The sequence below is a fragment of the Halioglobus sp. D3-4 genome (genome assembly GCF_055809315.1).
This window is the reverse complement of sequence record NZ_CM147907.1, coordinates 1,158,592-1,181,094: the sequence shown is the minus strand read 5'-3', so window position 1 is coordinate 1,181,094 and position 22,503 is coordinate 1,158,592. Positions and strand designations below refer to the sequence as shown.

Annotated in this window: 13 protein-coding genes; 5 read left to right on the top strand and 8 right to left on the bottom strand. The window is 53.3% G+C overall.

The annotated features are described in order from the left end of the window. Window positions 1-866: 866 nt before the first annotated feature. From AC0L6S_RS05030 to AC0L6S_RS05020, 3 genes are all read right to left on the bottom strand, one after another. A complete protein-coding gene (locus AC0L6S_RS05030; RefSeq protein WP_473427333.1) occupies window positions 867-1,538 on the bottom strand; it encodes a haloacid dehalogenase type II in 672 nt (223 codons plus the stop codon). A gap of 79 nt (window positions 1,539-1,617) precedes the next feature. Continuing rightward, complete coding sequence (locus tag AC0L6S_RS05025) at window positions 1,618-4,389, bottom strand: hypothetical protein (RefSeq protein WP_473427332.1); 2,772 nt, start codon at window positions 4,387-4,389, stop codon at window positions 1,618-1,620. A 578-nt stretch (window positions 4,390-4,967) separates the two neighbouring features. Beyond that, on the bottom strand, window positions 4,968-5,966 hold the full coding sequence (locus AC0L6S_RS05020; protein ID WP_473427331.1) for an LLM class flavin-dependent oxidoreductase: 999 nt from the start codon (window positions 5,964-5,966) through the stop codon (window positions 4,968-4,970). 299 nt (window positions 5,967-6,265) lie between these two features. Between AC0L6S_RS05020 and AC0L6S_RS05015 the strand changes: the two genes are divergently transcribed. Further along, on the top strand, window positions 6,266-7,819 hold the full coding sequence (locus tag AC0L6S_RS05015) for a long-chain-fatty-acid--CoA ligase (RefSeq protein WP_473427330.1): 1,554 nt from the start codon (window positions 6,266-6,268) through the stop codon (window positions 7,817-7,819). Window positions 7,820-7,850: 31 nt separating this feature from the next. On the opposite strand, the gene AC0L6S_RS05010 is transcribed toward AC0L6S_RS05015, so the two are convergent. Then, window positions 7,851-9,449 (bottom strand): CehA/McbA family metallohydrolase, encoded by a 1,599-nt coding sequence (locus tag AC0L6S_RS05010; RefSeq protein ID WP_473427329.1) that lies wholly within the window; start codon window positions 9,447-9,449, stop codon window positions 7,851-7,853. Further along, entirely contained in the window at window positions 9,439-11,670 is a 2,232-nt protein-coding gene (locus AC0L6S_RS05005) for a CehA/McbA family metallohydrolase (protein WP_473427328.1), read from the bottom strand. Before AC0L6S_RS05005 ends, AC0L6S_RS05010 begins: the two co-directional genes overlap by 11 nt. 124 nt (window positions 11,671-11,794) lie before the next feature. On the opposite strand from AC0L6S_RS05005, the gene AC0L6S_RS05000 reads away from it, so the two are divergent. After that, window positions 11,795-14,578, top strand: coding sequence for a LuxR C-terminal-related transcriptional regulator (locus AC0L6S_RS05000; protein ID WP_473427327.1), 2,784 nt, complete (start codon window positions 11,795-11,797; stop codon window positions 14,576-14,578). 11 nt (window positions 14,579-14,589) lie between these two features. On the opposite strand, the gene AC0L6S_RS04995 is transcribed toward AC0L6S_RS05000, so the two are convergent. The 3 genes from AC0L6S_RS04995 to AC0L6S_RS04985 all read right to left on the bottom strand — a co-directional run bounded on the left by AC0L6S_RS04995 (window position 14,590) and on the right by AC0L6S_RS04985 (window position 19,205). Beyond that, a complete protein-coding gene (locus AC0L6S_RS04995; RefSeq protein WP_473427326.1) occupies window positions 14,590-15,630 on the bottom strand; it encodes an LLM class F420-dependent oxidoreductase in 1,041 nt (346 codons plus the stop codon). A 15-nt stretch (window positions 15,631-15,645) separates the two neighbouring features. Then, complete coding sequence (locus AC0L6S_RS04990; RefSeq protein WP_473427325.1) at window positions 15,646-17,901, bottom strand: TonB-dependent receptor; 2,256 nt, start codon at window positions 17,899-17,901, stop codon at window positions 15,646-15,648. Between the two features lie 68 nt (window positions 17,902-17,969). Continuing rightward, window positions 17,970-19,205, bottom strand: coding sequence for an alpha/beta hydrolase (locus AC0L6S_RS04985; protein WP_473427324.1), 1,236 nt, complete (start codon window positions 19,203-19,205; stop codon window positions 17,970-17,972). Window positions 19,206-19,399: 194 nt separating this feature from the next. On the opposite strand from AC0L6S_RS04985, the gene AC0L6S_RS04980 reads away from it, so the two are divergent. Genes AC0L6S_RS04980 through AC0L6S_RS04970 form a run of 3 tightly spaced genes read left to right on the top strand, consistent with a single transcriptional unit; the run spans window position 19,400 to window position 22,474 of the window. Next, entirely contained in the window at window positions 19,400-20,266 is an 867-nt protein-coding gene (locus AC0L6S_RS04980) for a sugar phosphate isomerase/epimerase family protein (RefSeq protein WP_473427323.1), read from the top strand. After that, complete coding sequence (locus AC0L6S_RS04975) at window positions 20,263-20,808, top strand: gluconate 2-dehydrogenase subunit 3 family protein (protein ID WP_473427322.1); 546 nt, start codon at window positions 20,263-20,265, stop codon at window positions 20,806-20,808. Before AC0L6S_RS04980 ends, AC0L6S_RS04975 begins: the two co-directional genes overlap by 4 nt. Continuing rightward, window positions 20,798-22,474: a GMC oxidoreductase gene (locus tag AC0L6S_RS04970; RefSeq protein ID WP_473427321.1), complete on the top strand. Its 1,677-nt coding sequence runs from the start codon at window positions 20,798-20,800 to the stop codon at window positions 22,472-22,474. Before AC0L6S_RS04975 ends, AC0L6S_RS04970 begins: the two co-directional genes overlap by 11 nt. Window positions 22,475-22,503: the final 29 nt, after the last annotated feature.

Here is a 22,503-nt window from a genome sequence, read left to right as displayed (position 1 = left end):
TGCATAGGGGCCAAGGAAACTATCACGCAGAAACTCGTCTACGAATGTGAGTCGCGCACTGAAACACAATTTTCCCTGGCCCGAAGCATTCAGCATCTCAAAAGCTCAAGAATAATGTATCCCAATGGCGGCGTTATCCACCAGTGAGATACCCCATGACAAGAACACACTGACAATCTGGCAGCGATCGAACCCGCACGGGAAGCCCGTCAAACCGCAAAATCCCCTATAAATACAGATTCCAAGCCACATATCCACAGGCGCGCCTGACTTATTATATATGCGCATAATATATATTATGTTAAATATAGTATTAGGACACACAATTGTCCACAGGTTGAATAATGCGGCATCGGGAATCGAAAGAAATACATCAGGCCTACTTCCCTGCTACCTGGCTGTGATGGAGAGAGACATCACAACGACCTTGGTCGTCGGACGGTAACTATTGGTCAATGCGTAGAAACATCCGTATCTCACCTGTGTTAACCGTGAAATGAAATGCGCTATCTATCTAAGGCTTGCTGGGTTAAGAACTTGTTGAATAACAGGTCTAGTAGGAGATTTGTTTGCTGTGACAATATGGATACAGTCGCTGGACGTCCGGTGCCAGATATTCCAGGTTCCAGACAAAATTCCACAAAGGCTTTTCTGCTGGCGTCAGGGCCGGTAGATTTGTGCAGTTATTGGTCACTTTTCGGGACAAAGCGACCATAGTGTCCATAAGGATCAGGTGCCGCTTCGAGCGCCCTGCTATGCGGAATATGCCCAGTTCACCCTGGCTGAGATTACTGTCGGAGGATTAACTGGATATTACTGGGAGCTTCGCTCATCGTTGATAGCGAGGCGTCTGACGCCAAACGGTTTTACAGCATCAGTTTTTCAGTGAGTTGACCAAGGTTCTTAACAACTGTCGTTGGCGCAAACTCCCAAGGATCAAATATCGCTGCATCAGACCTGCGTACCCAGGCTGACTTCCAGCCGGCGGCTACGGCGCCGATCACATCAAAAGGGTTGCTGGAAATCAGCCAGGTACTCTGTGGGTCAGAGCCTGTCTCGGCGATAAAATGATCATAAACACCAGGATTGGGTTTGAATGTCTGGACATCATCACAGCTCACAACACCCGCAAAGAAGTCACGGATTCCCGCGTTTGCCAGTAGTGTCTGTACTGCCGCACGTCGCCCGTTGGAGAACGCGAACAAACTTGAACCTTTTACTCGCAAGCTCGTGAGCCCTTCTTTTACGTCGTCAAATGCAGGTAGCGTACTGTAACTGTCCAGCACCAATGCCTTTTGGGCTTCGGACAGCGCTATAGAATGCACGGCACACGTGTGATCCAGGGCCTGAGCAGTACAGACGCCAAAATCCTGGTATGCCCCCATCAATCCGCGCCGGAAGGAGTATTCGAGCTGCTTGTCCCGCCAGTCCTGGGAAAAGGCCCCTGCCCTGTCACCGATGACTTCCTGCAGGGCCTGCATCACCCCATGCGTATCTATCAAGGTCCCGTAAACATCGAACGCCAGGGTGTGCCCCACGCTTATCTCCCGCTTCAACTACATACTACAATACGGCCGATCCATGCAGAAATACCCGCTCCTACTTATCCAATCGTGCTTAAGGTGTAATCTCCTGACTATCCCCTGCCAGGTAGAGCTTCCACGAATCGATGACGTTCGATCCAAACTCCGTGTTAACAGACTTGGTATTAAGGTGACTCGTCAGATAGTAGAGACGCTGAGTGTCATCCATAGCCATAGGTCCGACACCGGCATCAGCAAATCGCTCCTGCAAATAGGACGGCGGTATCGACTGGTTATAGAGGTTAACTTCTATTGAGCCAAGCTCGGCCATTTGCGTTGGCGTCAACGTAGCGACATACTCAATGGTATCGGCACCGGTTAATGCAGGGTCGGTGTAATAGGGATCAGATGCCTCTGCACCCGGCAGTAATGCCAGTTCGCGAATGTACTGTGAGGGCGATGAAGTAAAGACAGCAGCGTCATAACCCAGCGGTTTTATTCTGTTGTCTTTAAGGTTTGTCATCCGCCTCAGGAAGCTGGTAGTGATATCACCGGCCGAATCAGCGTACACCTCCTGGTATATCTGCACTTGGTCGCCGCGCGTTATGCGCTGGTAGTGCGGCTGTGGCAGGCTGCCAGGAAAATCTCCAGGCTGTTCAGTATCGAGCACGTTATCAGTTATCCCATCAACGATCGCGCCCAGCTCGTTGGTACGCCCGGAGGCCCAGATCAGGTTGTCGGCCTTATCGCGAATCAATACTTCGAGGAATACACGGCGAAAGCCTACGCCCGATGGCAGATAGTGGCCAGCCTTATTGGTCACTTTCACGCGAGCAAGGACTTGATTCCCGGGTAACGTCTCCACGCTGGTAATGTCTATGTTAGCGGTTTCTGTTCGCGCCATATTCATCATCGAGTTCATGCCTGTCAGTAATGGTGGCGTCACATCGCTGGCTGTAAGACCGTCTATCTGGCGAACCCCCAGCACCAGCGGGAACTGTTGAAACATCTGGTTCAGGAAGACATTCAAGCCGTGCAATTGATGTCGAGCGAATTCACTACGTTCCGTCAAAGTTATCTCTTCATCGGGGAGACGCTCGGTGGTGGGTGCAAAATCATTCGATTCTATATTCGCGATCTTGGTATGCAGTTTGGTGCCCTTGTAATGCGTAGACATGTGACAGGAGTTACAGCCGCGCGCCGCATCTCCCTCACGTCCATAGACACTGTTAGTCCACTCCAGGTGCGTAGACTGTTCGTAGCTGGCGCCGTGTTTTACCCCTTCGTTATCGTACACCGGCAACAGAATATTATGGCAGGTCCCGCACATATCGGCAGACGTCAATTGCTCGCCAAATTTGGGAGTAATCGCAACAGAATTCTCCATTGGCGCAGTGACGATCGTGTCATCGGCATAGGGGCCATACAACTCGGAATCTGGCCCGGTTACAAAGTTGCCCGTAAACGAATCTTCATCACCCAGTGAATCTGGCGCTACACGGTGACACACCGTGCAGGAAATACCATCACGTGCTAGAGCGGCATAGTTTTGCTCGTCATTCTGCTCAGAATGCGGCCACTGATTGACGACATCCCGCGTAAACTCCTTGCCAAATGGGACTCCCTCTGGGGGTTCAATCGCATACAGTGATTCACAGTTATCAACGCCCTCCCCGGGAGTATCAATGGCGAGCTGTCGAGAGCCCATAACACCATGACAGCGCAGGCACGTCTGCTCGATACACGTCGTTAGCTGAGGCAAATGATTGGTTTCGCTTTCCAATTGAGCGAAGAAAATCGGATCTCTACCGGCAAGTCCCATCGGGGATGCACGCCACTCTGCGTAGGGAGAAAGGTTCAGCGCCTTGGCTTCGTCGCCTGACTCATCGAAAAATATCATGTTCGAGGTTGCGGCCGACATCGATGCTGCGTCATGGCAACCTGCACATTGGTCTGATGTGACAAATTTCGTCGCACCATGCGGGTTCTGCTTGCTCCCTGCCACTGCGTGGTCGTAGGTTTCGGCAGGCATACTCAAAGCCATCGCCTGGGTATATGTGACCGGTCCCATCTGATCGTAAAAATCCAGAAAACTATCATTTGGCACAGACAACGGTGTAGGAAAGAGATTAGTAGTTGTATCACCGCTGCTTTGTAGGCTGCTGTGATGTTTGCCGACAAAGGGGTCCAGTCCCAACTGATCTGTTAAATCCCTATCGGGACTACTGCTGAACTGTCGATAACGCAAACCGCTTGTCAGGACGTTATCCAACGACGAAAACGTCGACTCTCTCTTTGCTGATCCGTGACAGTTGATGCAATACGCCCCATACCCCGCGTTGGGGTAAACCACGTTGGGAATCGCTGTACTGTTATCACCGGTTGGGTAAATAGCAGGATCTCGTTGCGTGCTTTCCTCAAGCGCCCGTAATCCCGCCTCAGAGGTAACGGCCGCTAAACCCAGTATGGGTGGGTTACCCTCGTCACTGCTGCCCGAGGCACTGTAGTAGGCCCAATACCAACCGTCCGTTGTCGCCTCAGAATTTTTGACCATGACAGTCCAACTACCCGGCTCGGGGTCCTCGGTGATGACCATGCAGGCATTGTCTTCGAGTTCGATACCCAGGTCGGCGTCAATACTGTGCATGGACTTTACAATCATTGCCCCGTCGGGGATTGGAGTACTGCGGTCGCCACAGATCCAATCGACAACTTCTGGAGAATAGGAGATTTTTACCGCGGGATGGGAACCGTAGTTGTCACCGCTACCAATGTCACCGACGTAAGGGCCGGTCAAGCGCCATTGCTTGTCCGTCGTCCAATTCAGTTCTTCATCGTAGGTTTTCGCGCGCAAGAAAGCTTCCATACGCTCATCATAGCTATTTTTATCTGATAGATCCGACAGCAGCGGAGGTGCGCGCAAAGCATCCGGCAAAGGTACCCCGCTCCCCGAATTGTCAGCACACCATGCGGCTATCTGCTGCTCGCTTACTGGCTCAGGGTTACTTCCACAAACCCATTCACTGACATTTGCTGGCAGCTCACCGGCCGGCTCAACTGGGCTGGGCTGCTCACTATTGCTGTTGGATGAATCACTGCACGCGCTTATAGCACACACGGCCAGTATCGCGAGCACACTCGCACATTGGTCTCTTAACAACATTTTGGAGCCCCTTAGCCTCAACCGGAACACAGAGAGTTACTGTGTTCCAAAAATTTATTATTCGCCACTAATAACAAGTGAGCTCCATCCTGGCGTGTGCAAAATGCGCCACCAGAATATAGGGCAAAACTATACAAGGGAAAACTGGCACGACTCAATCGAATTGTGATTTATACTCACATCTAACACGGCGAGTTGCCTGGGCAAGCCCGCAACCAGCGACTGTATGCGCCCTACTCGCTCTCGCTTTGAAAGGGGTATGGCGAAAGCAGACTAAAGTGCTAAAACGAAAAATTGCTGGCAGTGAACGCATTGAACGTGCGCATCGCATCCTCTGGAGTGGCTGCCATGGGCGCAATTATTTGCGTATGCACACCAGTATGAGCATCGGCACGAATGCGTTCTCGCACCTCCTCCGCATTGCCTATAACGGCAATCTCGTCGATCATTTCGTCACTCATTGCGCTAGCTGTCTTTTGCCGATCCTTGGCCGCCCAGCCCTCGCGAATTGCGGCGGCCGCACCCTCATAGCCTGCCCAGGCCAGGAACTTGTTATAGACCGGAGTGGCATAATACGCACCGAAGGCGAGCCTGAATATGTCGCGCCCCAATGCTTTGTCATCCGTGACCAGTACCATCGCCCGGTTGACGACCTCTACATCCTCAGCGCGTTTACCGGCGCGCTCTGCCCCGATTCTTATGTGCTCCAGCATTTTTGGCAGTGCTCCCTGGGGCCACAGGTTTATAATGACGCCATCGCCCACCTCCGCCGCAGTTTCCAGCATGTTCCCGCGCAGCCCTGCGAGGTAGATTGGTGGAGGGTTATCGCAGGGGAGCTGCCTGTAGCCTTTACTATGAAGTGTATCGAGGGAGAAATCCGATTTCTCTCCCCTGAGCATGCTCTTGACCATTATTGTTGTTTCTTTCACTCGAGTGAGGGGTCTATCGAGAGGGATACCGTGCCATCCACCCATAATGGTTTCGCTGGAGGAGCCCAATCCCATTATGAAGCGCCCGGGTAGCACCTGACTGATAACGTCTGCGGTCGCGGCCAGCACTGCCGGCGTGCGTGTATAGACCGGAGTCACCGCCACCCCTATCCGCATTTGGCGCGTGTGATGCGCAATAGCCGCGACCTGCGTGAGTGAGTCGGGCGCACCGGCATCTGCAAACCAGCCATCAGTAATGCCATTCTCTTCTGCCCAATTGATCAGTTCCACAGTCTGCTCCAGTTTCGGACCAGCGGGCAGTGTTACGGCGATACGCTTTTCAAGTGTCATAGTCTGAACCTCATTTTACCCGAATGTTTGATCGTCCAGGATCGTTCACAATAGTGCCGACAATTTTGCTGCCTTATTCCGGCCGCCACAACCTGCATGATAGCCATCGAACCTGTGCACAGATTGTACTATCATTGCCACCGTGTTCGTTATACGCGCTCGCTGATCGAGATGAGGATTTCACAGACTCCGGCGATAACCGATCTCTACCGTTTCGGGCGCCTTACACAAGGCGTGATTCAGCGTTCACCAGCATTGCGGCTACTGACAACTTACCAGCATAAGAAGAGAGAATTGGCATGCTCGTTCACAACTATCTGGAATATTACGCCAGAAATACACCTGACGCCCCCTGCTTCACACATCACGATTCATCATTGAGCTATAGCGAGGTCAATGCTATTGCCAATCAGCTTGGCAACGGCTTTCTGGAGTTGGGTGTACAGAAAGAGCAACGGGTTGCAATTCTCGGCGAGAACAGCGTGGAGCACTGCCTGTTATTCATGGCCGCGAGCAAGGTGGGCGCCGTTTCGGTACCGCTGAACTACCGGCTGGCGTCGGCAGAGCTGGCTTTCATAATCTCAGATTCCAATACCCGTGTACTGCTAGTACTGGATGGAATGGAAGCTGCGTTGGATGCATTGCGGCCACAATTATCGCCCGACATTTCCATTGTTACCGCCAACCAACCCGATACCCTACACTGGAAGGACTGGCTCGCCGGCTTCCCCGCCACCAGCCCCTCAGTGGTAGTGGGCCGGGATGACCCGTTTATCCAACTCTACACCAGTGGCACCACAGGAAATCCTAAAGGCGTGGTGACCTCCCATTACAACATGCTGCAATTGACCATGATGAATGTGATTGCCACGCCACACCGGCCGGCTATCGGCACAGCGGGTATCATTTGCGCACCACTGTTCCACATCGGGGGCGCGGGGTCGGCTATCGCGGGTATCTATAACGGGCAACACACGATATTGCACCGGGTGTTCGATCCGATGAAGATACTGGACGACATGGAGGCCTATCCCGTTACCAGTATATTCATGGTGCCAGCCATGATCATGGCCGTATTACAAATCCCGGGGATAGAGCAGCGTGACTTCAGCAAGCTGGAAACGATGTTCTACGGCGCCTCCCCTATCTCGGAAACCGTGCTGCGCCGGGCCATCGAAGTCTTCCAGTGCGAATTTGTCCAGATGTACGGTATGACCGAAACCACCGGTACCGTGGTCAATCTCACCCCGGATGACCACCGTCGCGCGCTGGCCGGCAAGCCGGAGCTGTTACGGTCCTGCGGTCGCCCTTCCGTGGGTGTAGACATCAAAATTATGAATACCGACGGTGTTGAGGTCGACACCGGTGAGGTGGGTGAAATCTGGGTTAAATCCGATACCAATATGCTGTGTTACTACAATCTGCCCGAGGCCACCGCGGCCAACCTGACCGACGGCTGGATTCATACCGGTGACGCCGGTTACCTCGACGAGGAAGGCTATCTCTACCTCAAGGATCGTATCAAGGACATGGTTGTCAGCGGCGGTGAGAATATCTACCCCGTTGAAGTCGAGAATGCGCTGGCCAAACTTGATGCTGTGGCAGATGTGGCTGTGATTGGCGTGCCCAATGAGAAATTCGGTGAGGCGCTACTGGCGTTTGTTGTCACCAAGCCAGGTATGAGTCTCACCCTCGAGGAATTGATGGACTTCTGCCGGGACAAGATCGCCGGATACAAGATTCCGCGCCAACTTCAGATTGTCGATGAACTGCCGCGTAACCCTTCAGGAAAGATTCTCAAGAAAGTACTGCGTGAGCCCTACTGGGATGGTGTAGAAAGAGGCATCGGGTAGCGCGGCGGACTCAACCGAGTCAGACGGAGCCCTATTGCTCGCCTGTATGCGGTGTGATGCTGTCGTAGTATGCCTCTATTCGTTTCAGCCATGACAGGTACGCCTCCGTCCGCTGCTCTGGTGGAATGGCATCGCGCCCCTCCATGTGCAACACCTTGAGCTGTTTGTCGACCAACGCTTGCAACGCTTTACCGCGCAGCTGTGCAGGCTGGCCATCTGCGATAACATAAATTGGAGAGCTGTGGGCCAAAGCCCCATTGTGCGCCTGAGCAACCACAACATACCAGCGACTACCTTCAACGATGTCGGTGTGGAGAAGCGTTAAGGCCATATCGTCGCGCTCGTTCCTCGACACCTGTGCAATCTCTAGCCCCATACTGACCAGCCAGAGCCGCTGGGGAGAACCGACATACGGCGGCCCCTGCGCAGCGGCTCGAATAATTAACTCCTCACCTTCTTCCACCTGTAAGACGCTACCAATGTCCTGATCATTGATACTAAACTGGATAATCGGGCCCTGTGTGACATAGGTGCGCCCCGCTTTTAGCCCCTCGTACCAGGACTGGGGGCTCAGAGTTTGCTTTGGGAGTAGCTTTACATAGGTGCGCTGGTCGCCAATATGATCGCCCCAGGGATAATCCGAACCTGCCGATACGGGGATGCGAAACCCGAGGTTTAGCGCATCGTAATAGAGCTCGGGCCGGAAGATATCACTGTTGTCCAGCAGTTCCACAAAATCGACCAGACCATCTGGAAACAGTAGCGCGCCCGCTCTATAGGTGTGGAACTTGGCCTGGAAGTAGTGTGCCAGCCCGGTAACCGCGCCCTCGGCACGGGCCCGTGTAAAAATATCGCCATACAGGTAATAGTTGTCGGTATCGCGGTATAAGGTCTCGGTATTGAGCATAATGGCATGTCCCAGCTCTGGCGTTCTCGGGTCCTCCTGTCCAGAGGCTAGCCAATAGTTGCCTATGTGTAGATTCGCAGCCTTGCCAGTTTGTCGGGCCGGGAAATATAGCTCATTGGCATCCCCCATCTGTAGCGTGCTGGTGACATGAATATCCTCTGCCATTGCCGCCGTCAAAATATCCATGTCTCGCTGTGGGCCATCCCTCGCCACATGCACATGGGGATCCCCGGACCACCAACCTTGTGAGGGCAGGTCAATCCATCGTCGAAGCTTCACGCTCAGGCTCACACTGCCGCCTGCTTTCACCTCAAAACTGATTTTTTCCCGCTGGTATTCCAGGCCTTTTCCCGCGGTGAGTGTGTACTGTCCATCCGGCAGATACAGTACCGTTTCCCCATTGCTATGAATGGGAAATTTTCCGCGCCATTGACGTCGACTCGATGTTCGCCCCGGGTGAAGCTCATTGGGCAGGAATGGTTGCGCCAGTGGCACCTCCCGCCAGCCGTTGGTATTCGCAAGTGAGAGCATTGCGGGGGTCAGATTGCCGTGCTCATCCAAAAAATGAACAACGACAGGCGCCGTCTCACGCTGGTCGAGCGACTCAGTAAGCGGGAATGCCTGTTCAACCTCGCCTCTTTCGCTGCGTGGAATAGCCTGATGCGCAAGCGCTGCACAGGCGCTGCCAAGGCACACCATTAACAGCAGAACTCTAGCCATCATCCTCTGCCTCCTGTGCTCGATGCAGGTATTCTGCTTTGGCCCTGTCATACGCTGTTTCCGCCGCTTCTCTTTCGTCGGTGTGAATCAAGCGCGATTTGGTTTGCCACAGGTGCTCCACTGCCTTTGCCAACCATGTGGCGCTGGCCGCAGAAGCGCGCACCGGTTTATCGTCCACCTGCACAAATATTGGGTTGCTGTGCGAGCTTGGAAAAATGCGCAGCGCCAACCAGCTGGATTCGGTGACAGGAATATCAAAACCTATATCCGTCCAATTGCCGTCAGCTTTGATGGACTGGGATGCGACGGCCTCGCCATTCATCACAAGTTCCACTCTAACATTTCTCGAGCCTGGTATACGGGCGCGGGCGATATCCCAGGCCGGCTGTCGCTGCTCATCGCTTTGCGCGATATACATCTCAACATCTGAAGGCGACTCTGCTAGCCAGGCCGCCGCTCTCGCCCTGACATTCAGCACCTCTCCGGAACGCACCTGTACCTGGCTGCCGGATACCCCCAGTTCCTTTCCATTCACGGTAAAATCAATCAGATGCGATTTGCCATCACTCACATAGCTGCGACCCGCCCGCAGCGCACGCAAATAGGCGTCGAACCCCAGTTCCTCCTCCAACTTTGCGTAACTGCGTGCGATACCCATTTTTTCGTGGTAGATACAGGGAAAGTCGCTTTCGCCCATGATGGGGGTACGGTAGCCACTGTTGAGTGTGTGGTACCACAGGTTGAGTTCCTGGGTGGGAGGTGTATCGCCGACACCCAGTAAATCTACCAGGTCCTCGTTTAGGGCAACCACATAATCGTTGGCACCAATTCCCGACATAGGAGCGAGTGCAAGGTTTGGCAAATCTGCTTCAGGTCCATGCGGCTGCATGCCCCAACCGGCATGGAGGTAGCCGGTAGTGGCAAGCTTGTCGCGGGCCCAGCGCAAAATGGGGAGGTTCCAGCTCGGCCAGTCACTGATCCGCGCCGTATCGGGGTAGTTCGGCGACGGCAAGTTCCACAGCCCGAGATGCCCCATCTCATTCGATGGAAAATTGGACACTTCCATATCATGGTGCAACAGGGTGTTACCGCTTCGATAAGTCTTGCCGAAGTACTGTAACTGTTCCTGCCAACCGGGCACCCAATTGAGTACGGATACTATATTCAAGCCCTCGCCTTTTGCCTGTCTCAGTATCAGTTCTGGCACCACGCCCTGCCGCGGCGATTCGATGTGTTTACATCCGCTGGCATGAACATGCAGGTCACCGCTGAACCAACCCAATTGTTCCATGCTAATCCAGGGTTCGATATCCAATCGCAGCAGCTGCGCCGGTTGTGCCGCAATGATCACCTCGCGGCTACGGCTGATGGTCTCCGGGCCGCCGTTGTAGTCGACTCGGTAGCGACCGGGTGGCAGGTAGACATACTCCCCATCGCCGCGGTATATCTGCGCCTGGAAATAGAGGTCCGGAAACGGATCCAGTTGCGGCAGTCGACGCGCTGGAAAGGGGTAAATTCCAGTGAGATGTGTCTCTGGGCTCGCACTGGTTTGATAGGCTCCCTCCTCCCAAACCCGTTCCCACGGTCGTCTCATCGCAAAGCGATACCGGTAGTTCTCCGGGAGTGGATTGTCAGCGGGATCCAGCACCAGGCGGTTAACACCATCGGTGATGGTAATCGCTGCAACAGCAGGATTATCCAATTCATCCCTGATCACCAACTGCACGCGTGAGGCCGGCAGGATATCAAAGGGGATGACAGCATGCCCGCTATGCGGCTTTTCGGTATTCTCTGGGACAAAACTGACGACAAGTTCTACCTCCAGCTTTTCCTGATGACGTGTATAAATTTGTATATCTCGCGTCTCTACCGGCTCTCCACTTAGGGCACGCGACAGCTGCTGGCCGGGCTCTGCCAACAACTCGATGGTACTGTGCAGCACCTGCTGCGAAGGTATCTCATTTTCCGGCAAGGCGCGTTCACCGCCGTTGGATTTGCTAAAAAGGGGTTGCGCATTCGGGCTGGCAATGGTCAGGGTCCCAGCTAGCCCAGCGGGATTTCGAATAATTAGCTGAAAAGTTCGCCATCCAGCCTGCTGTAGCTCCGCCCTGTCCAACAATGGCGTGATCTGCACAACGGATGAGGCCTCAAGTTCAATCTCTGCGAGAATCTCCGCATTCGCAACACAGGTATACGGTGCCAAAACAGCCAGAATTATGCGCATTATGAGGTTCATAGGGAGGTATTTTCGTCTATTTGAAGCACATAGCTACCTCTCTTATGTGGGGGTATGATAAGGCCCCAAGACGTGAAATACTCACCCAAAATACCGACGGAAAAGCTCTGGAATGATGCGCTCGAAAGCGGCGACTACAACACGTGCACAGCCCCCTCGTCACAGTCTGTCAGCCTCGCTGGCGCCGCGCCCTGTGTGCGCGCAGTATCTTGTTCGGCCCACGCTTGAAAAACGTTATATCGAACTGCAGCAGTACAGTTATACGCTGCTGGTAGCGCCGCAGGGCTATGGTAAAAGCCTTATCATGAGCGCCTGGTATGCCGCACTTATCGAATCGGGTATCAAACCGATTTGGATAACGCTGGACAGCACCCACAACGATACTACAAAGCTTGCCTGCGCAATACGCGAGGCCTGCTACACTGTTCTCCCCCGCGAGGACGTTGACCCGCCGCTCACGCCTGAACACTTCGACGTAAACGACCTGCATCACCTGGGCAATATGTTAGGTGAGTTCGGCGAAAACCTGATTTTGTTTGTCGATCAGTACGAAGCGCTAAATGAGAGCGCTGCACTGGAGGGGATCAGCCAATTCCTGCTGCGATTGCCTCCCACAATTCACAGGGTCGTCGCCAGTACAGTGCCTCCTCAATGGTTGACACCAAAGCTCCAGCTCAGTGAACCCCTACAAATTCTGGCTCGGGAAACTCTAATGTTTTCTACCCCGGAACTGGAACAGTTTATGCGACTGGAAGGGCACCAGTCGCTTACTGAGGAAGACCTTCTCACATTGTCTGATGTCACACGAGGCTGGCCGGCCGCGTTGAAGCTTCTCAGCATGACATTACAATCCGTCGTCACGCCCGGTGATAAATCCAGGGTACTTCAAGGCAAATCTCCTCTCCTACGCGAATACCTCGATCGCAATGTTATCGCCGACCTGCCCGAACCATTAAAGGGTTTCGTATTTGCAACCGCTCACCTGCAACGACTTCGCGCCGATTTATGCAATCACATCGTAGGTACTGACAACGCCGATGAACAACTGGACGCGCTTTTGGAGCAAGGTATTCTCGAGGGGAACAACTATGCAGAGAAGTGGTATGCCTACCCTCCGCTACTGAGAAACTTCCTTCGATGGCAACTGGAAAAGGAGGATGCCAGAACGTTAGCGGAACGCCATTGCAAGGCCAGTGACTGGTATATGGAATTTGGGCTACCAGATGCCAGTCTCTATCATGCATTGCAAGCGTCGGATTATGAACGTGCCGTGGTCGTCTACGCTAACCATGCGCGCGATCTCGTTGTTGCTGGAGACGCTGCACTTATCGAGAAATTCGTCAGCGAGATCCCGCAGCACATACTTGAACAACACCCCTATTTCCTCTGGCCGTATTTGTGGATGTTGGTAATTACACAGCGGTTCAAGGAAGCCGGCCCCCACCTTACAGAACTTCAACAGCGACTTGAGTCCGGTGTTGTCGATCGCAGCGAAGTTCCGCTTATGCCGTCAGAGGAAGACCTGAAGGTTATCGAGTACCGTATCAAACAGGCACTGGACAGTGACTGGGCCGACCCTGCCGTCTGGCTAAAATTGAAGAAAAAGCGTGGCAGCGCAGAGGACTTTCTGCAGGAGCAGATTGAACTCTCTCTGGGTTCCGCGTATTTCAGGTGCAAGAAGTTCAGTGAAGCCTATACAGCATTTTACGAGTCCAAACGCCTGGCGGTGCTAAATCACACGCCCATTACCATGGTTTCAACAACAGTGCGGATGGCCGAGATCCGATATATCCAGGGTCAGCTGCAGGATGCCATGCACCAGTGTACCGAAGCAATCGATCTGGCAAGGCTGGTCCCCGGGCAGTTCTCGTTACTTTCAGGCATTCCACTTCTACTGATGAGTCGTATCTTTTATGACAAGAATCAAATCCCCGAAGCAGAGCAACGTTTTTACGAGGCTCAGGAAATGTTTCGTATATACCGAGCCACTCATTACCTCAAGGATTCAACACTGCAACGCGCCAGGCTGGCAAATACCAGTTCCGGCGCCAACAGCGCATTACACGTTCTCGAAGAAGCGATAGGTAATCTCGCAGAGCATGGTTTCGAGTCAAACTGTAACCAGCTACGCGCAGAACAGGTAAAGTATGAAGTACTGGCTGGCCGGTTTGATCAGGCTGAGACATTGTTGCAGCGGCTGGGTACCCCACTGGGTTCACGTGGACCCAGCCCCACATTTTACTGCAAACGCTCTGAAGAGAACCTCTATCTCAATTTTTGTCTTTATCTGATTAAAACCGGTTCTTATTCGACTGCTTCAGCCTGGCTAACTAAACTGTTCAATCAGGCAAAGTCAGCAGATGAATTGGTCTGGAGTGTCGAAATTTCAGTATTGCTTGTGCTTGCTCACGACGGCTGTAATGACGACAGCAGAACACTGCGCTCAGTCAGGGAGATGCTGCTTCTGGCAGAACGTACCGGGGTAGTTCAACCTCTCCTCGAAGGAGGTGATCGAATACTGCAACTGGTGAAAAAGCTATGCGCTACACAAACTCCCAGTGACTCCGCCGGGGAACACAGGCCTGCAGGAAATCTGTTGACGCTGCTTCTCGAACCCGGCAAAGAACCACCGGAACCAATGGGGGCTGACGATAAGGCACTGCCCGGGCTATCCACCCAGGCAGACGCCGTTCAAAATGACGCGGGGCTGACGCCACGTGAACTGGAGTTACTCGTGCTGGTAAGTGAGGGACACTCCAACAAAATGATTGCAGGGGAGCTGATTATTTCTGTAGGTACCGTTAAATGGCACCTCAAGAACATCTTCCTGAAACTGGGCGTTAGCAGCAGAACCCAGGCAATCTCCAAGGCCAGAGCGATTGGCCTGACAATTTAGGGGGCGTCAGACTACAGCATTTCACCGGCAAGAAATTCCAGCGTGTCAGGATCCGTCACACCTAACAGCATGCTGCTCACCTCTCCGCGACTATCAGCCGCTTTCCACGCAGACAACCTCTCTCTAATGCGCCCTTTAGGGCCGACCAGTGCCACGGCATCGATCAGCGCATCGGGAACCGCCGCTTCAGCCTCCTGCTTGCGGCCAGCCAGATAGAGATCCTGAATGGTGTTGGCCGCATCGCCATAACCAAGGCGCGTCGCATAATCGCAATAAAAGTTCTTCCCCTTTGCACCCATCCCACCGATATATAGCGCCAACCAGGGGCGAAGCGCATCAAAGGCAGCACCGACATCATCGTTGACACTGACGGACACAAAAGGTGCTACATCAAAATCCTTGAGCGACTTTCCATTCCCCGCCAGCTCGAAACCTGCCTCCAGGTCTGACGCGAATACACTGTATTTGTCGGGATCCATCCACACAGGAAACACACCGTCTGCGACTTGTGCAGCACATTTTAAACCGGCCGGAGTGATCGATGCGGTATAAATCGGGATAGCCGGGTTCGGTTCCAAAATAGTTTTCAGAGACTTTCCCAGTCCCGTTGCACCATCCGCCTTCAGTGGCAGTTGGTACTGTTTGCCATCAAATTCTACCGGACCCTGGCGAGCCATAATTAATCGCATGATCTGGATATATTCGCGCGTTCGGGTAACCGGCTTGCCGTAGGGAACGCCATGCCACCCCTCTACAACCTGTGGGCCGGAGGCTCCCAGACCAACGATAAAGCGGTTATCCGACAACTGTGCCAGACTCATCGCTGTCATAGCCGCCATCGCAGGACTGCGGGCCGGCATCTGCATAATAGCCGTACCAACGCGGATTTTCGAAGTCTGGGCCAATATCCAGGCGGCGGGTGAAACCGCATCTGAGCCATAGGCCTCTGCGGTCCAGACCGAATCGTACCCCAAGTTCTCAGCGTGCCGAATCAATTCCATAGGGATGGTGAGTTGCTTGCCCGAATAGCCGAGCAGAAGACCCAGTTTCATGGTGTTAACCCCTTTCTAAAGTTGTGAGCCGAAGCGATAGTTCAGTGTTGCACCGTAGGTTCGCGGCGCAGCTACCAGCCGTGGCAGCGCATCTGGTGGCGTCGCAGCGGTGCCGATACTATTCTCCAGCCAGTATTCTTCGTCTGTGGCGTTCTGTACCCAGCCTATAAGCTCCCAGTGACCCTCACTGCTCAGATAGGTGACGGAAAGGTTCAACCTGTCCCATTGCGGGATATTGGAGGCGCCCAGCGCATCAGTCGTGTCGTCTTCCCACACATAATCGGCATGCAAGGTGACTTCGCCACCCATCAGCGGGAAAAAGTAGTCGCCTATCAGGGCGTACTTATACTTTGGAACGCCGTTGACCTGGCTGCCCTCGCGTTCCGGAGAACCGTCAAAGTTTTTATACTCCGAGTCTATATACCCGAAACTGCCACCAAGCCGAAGTCCCTCAATAGGCAGAACGGTAAGGTCAATTTCAAAGCCCTTGATTTCAGCGTCTGCGTTGATAGTCTCCGGGGTGCCTGAGTCTGTCACAATACCGTTCTGCAGGTCGGTATAGTCCATATAATAGACTGCCATGTTGGTCTGTAGGCGCTGATCCAGAAAAACACCCTTAAGGCCCATCTCATAGTTGTCGACGTTTTCTGGGTCGAATGGGGTTGTCGCAGCAGCTGCAGTCGCCGCAGTTCCCTGATAACCGCCGCTTTTAAAACCCTGGCTGAACAACATATAAGCCATGGATTCCTCACCGAAATCGTATTCCAGAGAGAACTTATAGGTAGGGTCGCTCCACGAGGTAGTATCTTTGGTTTCGTAAATTTCATCTATGAGGCCACCATTATCTCCGGGGCCAACCAACCCGGGAAATCCGGGAAAAAAGTAATCCACCGTCGGATCATTAATCTGCGTGCGGCCCTTGAAGGTTTTCTTCTCATCGGTGTATCTGGCACCTGCCGTCGCCCGCAAGGCTTCGGTCAGGTCATAGGTAAACTCACCAAAAACAGCGAATGCCTCCGTCTCGATTTGCTGATGGAACATCAGCTCAGCCGTCGGGTATGGTAATTCTCCCGGGAAAAATACTTCGTCAAATACGTTCGAATAGAAATCGACGTCCCGCTTACCATCTTCGGCAAAATAATAGAATCCGAGCAACCAGTCAGCTTTGCCGTCGAATGACCAATCACCGTCACGATTGGAGATGAATTGAATTTCTGCACTACCCCAGTCTGAATTCTCATCGTGTGCTTCATTGAAAAGATTCACTGGTGAATGGTCTCTGTCCACATCAAAACGCGTTTCCGAAGTCCGCAAACCAAACAGGTATACACTGTCCATATTGTCATGCGCCATGTTGAGGCGCGCCATCACACCACCGGTATCCATTTTTTCGTAGCCGGTATTATCGACATCGACTTCGTAGAAACCTGAGGATGCGGGCTCCGGTGGCAGCCCCCCAAGTTCATGAATAACCGACTGAAATCCGGGCTCTACCAGTGTAAAAAATCGGGGATTGGGATCATTCTTCTGGTAGTCACCTGTGAGGGTGAATTCCACATCGTCAGATATGATGTACTTGAAGCCCAGGCGAGCGGCCTGAGTATCGACGCCACTGCCATCGCTGCCGTCGTAGATGTTCTTCATATAGCCGTCGGAATTCAGCGAAACCAGAGACAACTTGGCAAGCAGCTTGTCGTCGATGATGGGGCCAGTTACGTAGCCCTTGGCATTGTAGGTACCGTGCTCCGCTCCCTCAATGCTCACTTCGCCACCGAGTTCCGGGTCGGCTTCACGTGTGATGTACTTGATCGCGCCACCGGCACTGTTGCGACCATAGAGTGTTCCTTGCGGTCCGCGTAATACCTCCACCCGCTCCAGATCAAACAGTGTTGCGCCAGCAGCACCAGCACGGGGGATGTAGATGCCGTCGAGATAGACACCCACACCCGATTCCACTGAAATATCATCCACCGCCTGGCCGACACCGCGAATATTGTATTTCGCAGTACCGATACTTTGGGACTTGATCGTCAACCCCGGTACATAGTTTTGTAGATCAGCCGCATTGCGTATGCGCAAACTCTCTATCTGGGTTTCACCTAACACCGATAACGACGAAGCGACATCCTGAGCAGCCATATCTCTGTGGGTAGCCGTAACCCGCACCTCTTCCAGCACAAGTTGCTGGTGCTGAGCGATAGCAGGAAGCGCTGAACTCATTGCACAGGTAATCAACACCCCAGGTATGCGCTTCTTAAAATTATTGTTCATGGCAGTTCCTCATACGTTTTGTGTTCAGAAATATCAGATTAACCAGTTGCAAACCGAAAACACCCTCCCTATTGGCTGGGGTCGGCAGCCATTAGCTGCTCTACCAGCCAGGTTACCGCCTGTGGCTGTGCAATCTGCGAATAACGTGGGGCACAGTGCGGGTCTAATCCTAATACCCACATTTCACTCTGGCTCGCCTCTGCCTCTACCAGCTTCATATCATCCATCGACACCACAGCATCACGACCTCCGTTAACGATCAGCATCGGAACATCAATCGTTGCCTTACCCGTTCCGACCACGCCTGCGTCCAACAGGGAGAACGGATCGGCATTCACAAATTCCATAAACTCGTCGACGTCAAAGTTATCCGGGTCGAATCCCATACGCCTTAATGAAGAGCGCAATAGCGGGCCGGTTTCCGATTTCAATGCGGCCTTCATTGCTTGGGGCGGGACCTGAAAGGCGGAATGTACAAGTCCACAATAATTCACAACCGCCTTCAAGCGTGGATCATCTGCCGCCATACGTATTGCGTAATAGCCGCCAAAGCTCCCACCCCAAAGTCCAATCCGAGTGGTGTCAAATTTTCCCGTCTCCGCGAAGTAATCGATCAAACGCTTATGTAGCTTGTGAGAATCCGGGCGGGCCAACCAATCCATACTTTCCCCGGTACCGGCCAAATCAAAAGCGGCCATGGCGATACCGGCCTCCGGGAGCAGCTGACTCATGGGCTCAGCCCCCTCCTTCGATCCATCGACGCCACCGGTGTAGATAACAAGTGGTGGCTTCTCTACGCCATGGGGCAGGTATAGGTGGACTACAATTTCATGTCCTTCAAAAGGTACCCTGACAACCTCAAACGGCGTCTCCAGATACTCATTCATCTTCAGTTTCATGTCTCGAAAGCGCTCATACGATCTTCGTTCAGCGGGAGTGAAGTTATCCGGAAGATAGCCGTGCCGATACAAGCTCATCGCCTGGCCATAGGCTTCAAATGCTTCCTCTGGCTTGCCTTCAGCAGCCAGTTTATCGCCGCGCTTTTCGTACTGCTCACCAAGCAACCTCCACTCATATGCCCATACGCCCGGGCCATCACCTGAAATAGAATTGATCCTACTCGCGGTCTCATCAACCAATGCCTGGTCACCAAGATGCCGCCCCAGCGACTGGTTGCGTCCACCTGCAATCACCAGTTCACCTGAATCACTAATGACCTGGGCCTCAACTACCGGTGCCCATACCCCATTTGCCAGCGCTAACGCTCCTATCAGGGCCGACGCCAAAGTTCTAGTAAACGACATGTACTTGCCTCTCTTGGTGGGTGATGTATCCGACTTTTTCAAAAATTAACACAATTGATCGCCATTCCTACCCCTCCTTCGGGTAGGGCAATTAGCCAAACACTCAAGTTAGTATGACCATAAAGCGATTCAGGGAAGCCATGTAAATGCACCGCACATTATCACGAAGGCAAGTTCTGTATGGCCTTGCGGCTATGACAGCGAACCATTTGATGCCTCTTTCTTCATTCTCGGCGGCTCCACACAAACCCGATTGGTTCAAAATCTCGCTGGCTCAATGGTCATTCAAGGATGCGTTCTACAGTGGCGAAATGAGCAATGCGGCGCTACCTGAATTTACACGCTCACAACTGGGGCTAGGTGGAATCGACTATCTCAGTGATTTCTGGCTCGATTCCTACCGTGACCTGGCTGCGATGTCCCGAATGAAACAGCGAGCGAAAGACTGGGGCATCGAAAATATTATGATCATGCTGCACAAAGTCGGCGATGTCGCTCACGTCAATCCGACAGAACGAAAGCGAATACTGGAGGATCACCAGTACTGGATCGAAGCAGCCCACGCTATGGGCTGTTCAATGATTCGGGTCAACGCCCGCTCAGAGGGGCCGCGTGAAACACAGTTGTCCCTGATAAGCGAATCTATTCGACAACTGTGTGAATTCTCAGAGCCGCTGGGCGTCGATATTGTTATCGAGAACCTCTGGGGCAGCCCGTATTCCTACAACGCACAGTTTATCATGGAGGTTGTGAAGAAGGTTGATCACCCGCGCTGCGGCACACTCCCTGATTTCAACAACTTCCGCTACGACGACCCTTATTCAAGTGTTGCCATAATGCTGCCCAGTGCGCGATCAGTCAGTGCCAAGAGCCTGGATTTCACACCCACAGGGCAGGAGAAATACATCGACTACCACCGCATGATGAAGATCGTATACGACAGCGGCTACCAGGGTTATATCGGAATTGAGTGGGAGGGCTGTAAAAAGTCTCCTTTAGAGGGCGTCCTGCTGACAAAAGCGCTATTGGAAAAGACCGGTAGAGAGGCCTCCGCTATATGAACTCTCGCAGGGCGTTTCTCTACCAGATGGTCGCGCTTGGCAGCCTTGCGTCACTTCCCCCATCCTGCGCGCTGGCACAAACTGTGCTGAGCACTGCGCAGCCAACTGATTTTGAAACGCTCTCTGTCGCTCAGGCCACTTTTATGGCAGAACTCGCTGATCACATTCTACCCGCTACAGATACGCCAGCTGCCAGTGAGACAGGTGTTGTGGCGTTTATCGACACTATGGTGACGCATTGGTACAGCGCGCCGGAAACGGTGCAGTTTCTCAATGGACTGGATAGTTGCCGGGAAAGCGTTACAGGCGCGCTATCGCAGGCTGTTGTCGCAGACCTCGACAGGCAGGCTTTTGCCGGCACGGACAGCAACACAGGTAGTTTAGCCGAGCAGCTTGAGTTCTACCGTGTAGCCAAGGAACTTGTGCTGGTTGGTTATTTCACTTCACAGCGCGGAATGTTAGACAGCCTGCATACACACGGGCCGGTTGGTCAGCATTCGTTCGCGCCTTCTGGACCGCCCGGAGGCCCAATTGGATACTAAAACATACGACGTCATTGTAGTCGGTTCCGGTATCACCGGTGGCTGGGCCGCCAAGGAGTTCTGTGAAGCGGGACTTTCAGTCCTGATGCTGGAGAAAGGCAGGTCCGTAGAGCATGGTGACTATCCAACAGAACACCTGAGTGCCTACGATTTGCGGTTCAGAGGTAAGGGTGATCGACAACTGGTTGAAACGGACTATGCCATACAAAGCCAAACAGGCCAGTTCAATGAAGCTACGTCACAATTCTTTATCAACGACCGCCTGAACCCTTACACGACGGCCGATGGAACAGAGTTTACCTGGATCAGGGGGAACCAGTTGGGAGGTCGCTCCCTGACGTGGTCGCGGCAATGCTATCGTATGACAGAGAGAGACTTTACGGCCAATTTAGAGGATGGAATTGGCATTGACTGGCCCATTCGCTACCCCGACCTCGCCCCCTGGTATGACCATGTAGAGCGGTTCGCCGGCATCAGCGGCGAAGCCAATGTGAGTCCGCAAATTCCGCACGGCGAGCTGATGCCGCCACTGCCACTGAACGACCCGGAACTGCGTTTGAGAGCCTCCAACCTCAAGCACTTCCCGGGACGCCCCCTCTCGGTTGCGCGGGTAGCCGTGTTGACAAGACCAAAAGGACATCGGGCAGCCTGCCATTTGTGTGGCCCCTGTGCCAGGGGTTGTTCCGTGGGCGCCTACTTCAGTACACAAAGTACCACATTGCCCGCAGCGCGAGCCACGGGCAATCTTACCTTGCGCACGGACAGTATCGTGCATCAACTTATCTATGATGAAACCAGCAACCGGATTCGCGGCGTTAAAGTTATTGATGCATTCACCAGGGAAGAGAATGAATATCGCGCGAAGATTGTATTCCTGTGTGCATCGGCGTTTGAATCAGTGCGCCTATTGCTGAACTCCGGTGCCGGAAAGGAGGGCCTTGCAAACTCCAGCGGTACACTGGGGCGGTATCTGATGGATCACCATTTTGGTGTAGGTGCGAAGGCACAGATTGATGATGTTCCAAGCAAAAACTTTAGCGGCTCACGGCCCTGCGGCTTTGTGGTGCCTCGTTTTCGAAACATCAGTACCCAGCGCAGCGATTACGTTCGCGGGTTCCAGATGGGCGGCAGGGCCAGCCAGATAGGCTGGCCTCGGGGCTTTGCACAGTCGGGTGTCGGCGTCGACTTCAAGCAGGAAATAAGCCAACCAGGGCCGTGGAAAATTCGCCTGACCGGCGCCGGCGAAACACTGCCAAACGTGAACAACCGAATGACCCTTGACCCCAATGTGAAAGACGCATGGGGCATCCCCGTGCCGCGATTCGATGTCAGATTCGGTGAGAATGAGATTAAGATGCGCGTCGATATCATGAACTGCGCCGCTGAAATGCTGGAAGCGGCGAAATTCAAGGACATCAAGGCCTACAATGATCTGCAGGCGCCCGGCAAGTATATCCATGAGATGGGTGGCGCGAGAATGGGCAGGGATGCGAACACATCGGTTTTAAACGGCTACAATCAATCGCACGACATACCTAATTTGTTCGTAACAGATGGTGCCTGTATGACCTCCTCCGGAAATCAGAACCCCAGCCTTACATATATGGCCCTCACGGCCAGGGCCGCACACTTTGCGATAGGACTACTGCGCAACTCGAGAATTTGATGACGCCCCACCTCCCGGTAGAATCCCGA

Coding starts and splice junctions, on each gene's coding strand:
- AC0L6S_RS05025 (WP_473427332.1), bottom strand. CDS start 4,389: ATGGAAGCTTTCTTGCGCGCGAAAACCTACGATGAAGAACTGAATTGG.
- AC0L6S_RS05020 (WP_473427331.1), bottom strand. CDS start 5,966: ATGACACTTGAAAAGCGTATCGCCGTAACACTGCCCGCTGGTCCGAAA.
- AC0L6S_RS05015 (WP_473427330.1), top strand. CDS start 6,266: ATGCTCGTTCACAACTATCTGGAATATTACGCCAGAAATACACCTGAC.
- AC0L6S_RS05010 (WP_473427329.1), bottom strand. CDS start 9,449: ATGATGGCTAGAGTTCTGCTGTTAATGGTGTGCCTTGGCAGCGCCTGT.
- AC0L6S_RS05005 (WP_473427328.1), bottom strand. CDS start 11,670: ATGCGCATAATTCTGGCTGTTTTGGCACCGTATACCTGTGTTGCGAAT.
- AC0L6S_RS05000 (WP_473427327.1), top strand. CDS start 11,795: ATGATGCGCTCGAAAGCGGCGACTACAACACGTGCACAGCCCCCTCGT.
- AC0L6S_RS04995 (WP_473427326.1), bottom strand. CDS start 15,630: ATGAAACTGGGTCTTCTGCTCGGCTATTCGGGCAAGCAACTCACCATC.
- AC0L6S_RS04990 (WP_473427325.1), bottom strand. CDS start 17,901: ATGAACAATAATTTTAAGAAGCGCATACCTGGGGTGTTGATTACCTGT.
- AC0L6S_RS04985 (WP_473427324.1), bottom strand. CDS start 19,205: ATGTCGTTTACTAGAACTTTGGCGTCGGCCCTGATAGGAGCGTTAGCG.
- AC0L6S_RS04980 (WP_473427323.1), top strand. CDS start 19,400: ATGACAGCGAACCATTTGATGCCTCTTTCTTCATTCTCGGCGGCTCCA.
- AC0L6S_RS04975 (WP_473427322.1), top strand. CDS start 20,263: ATGAACTCTCGCAGGGCGTTTCTCTACCAGATGGTCGCGCTTGGCAGC.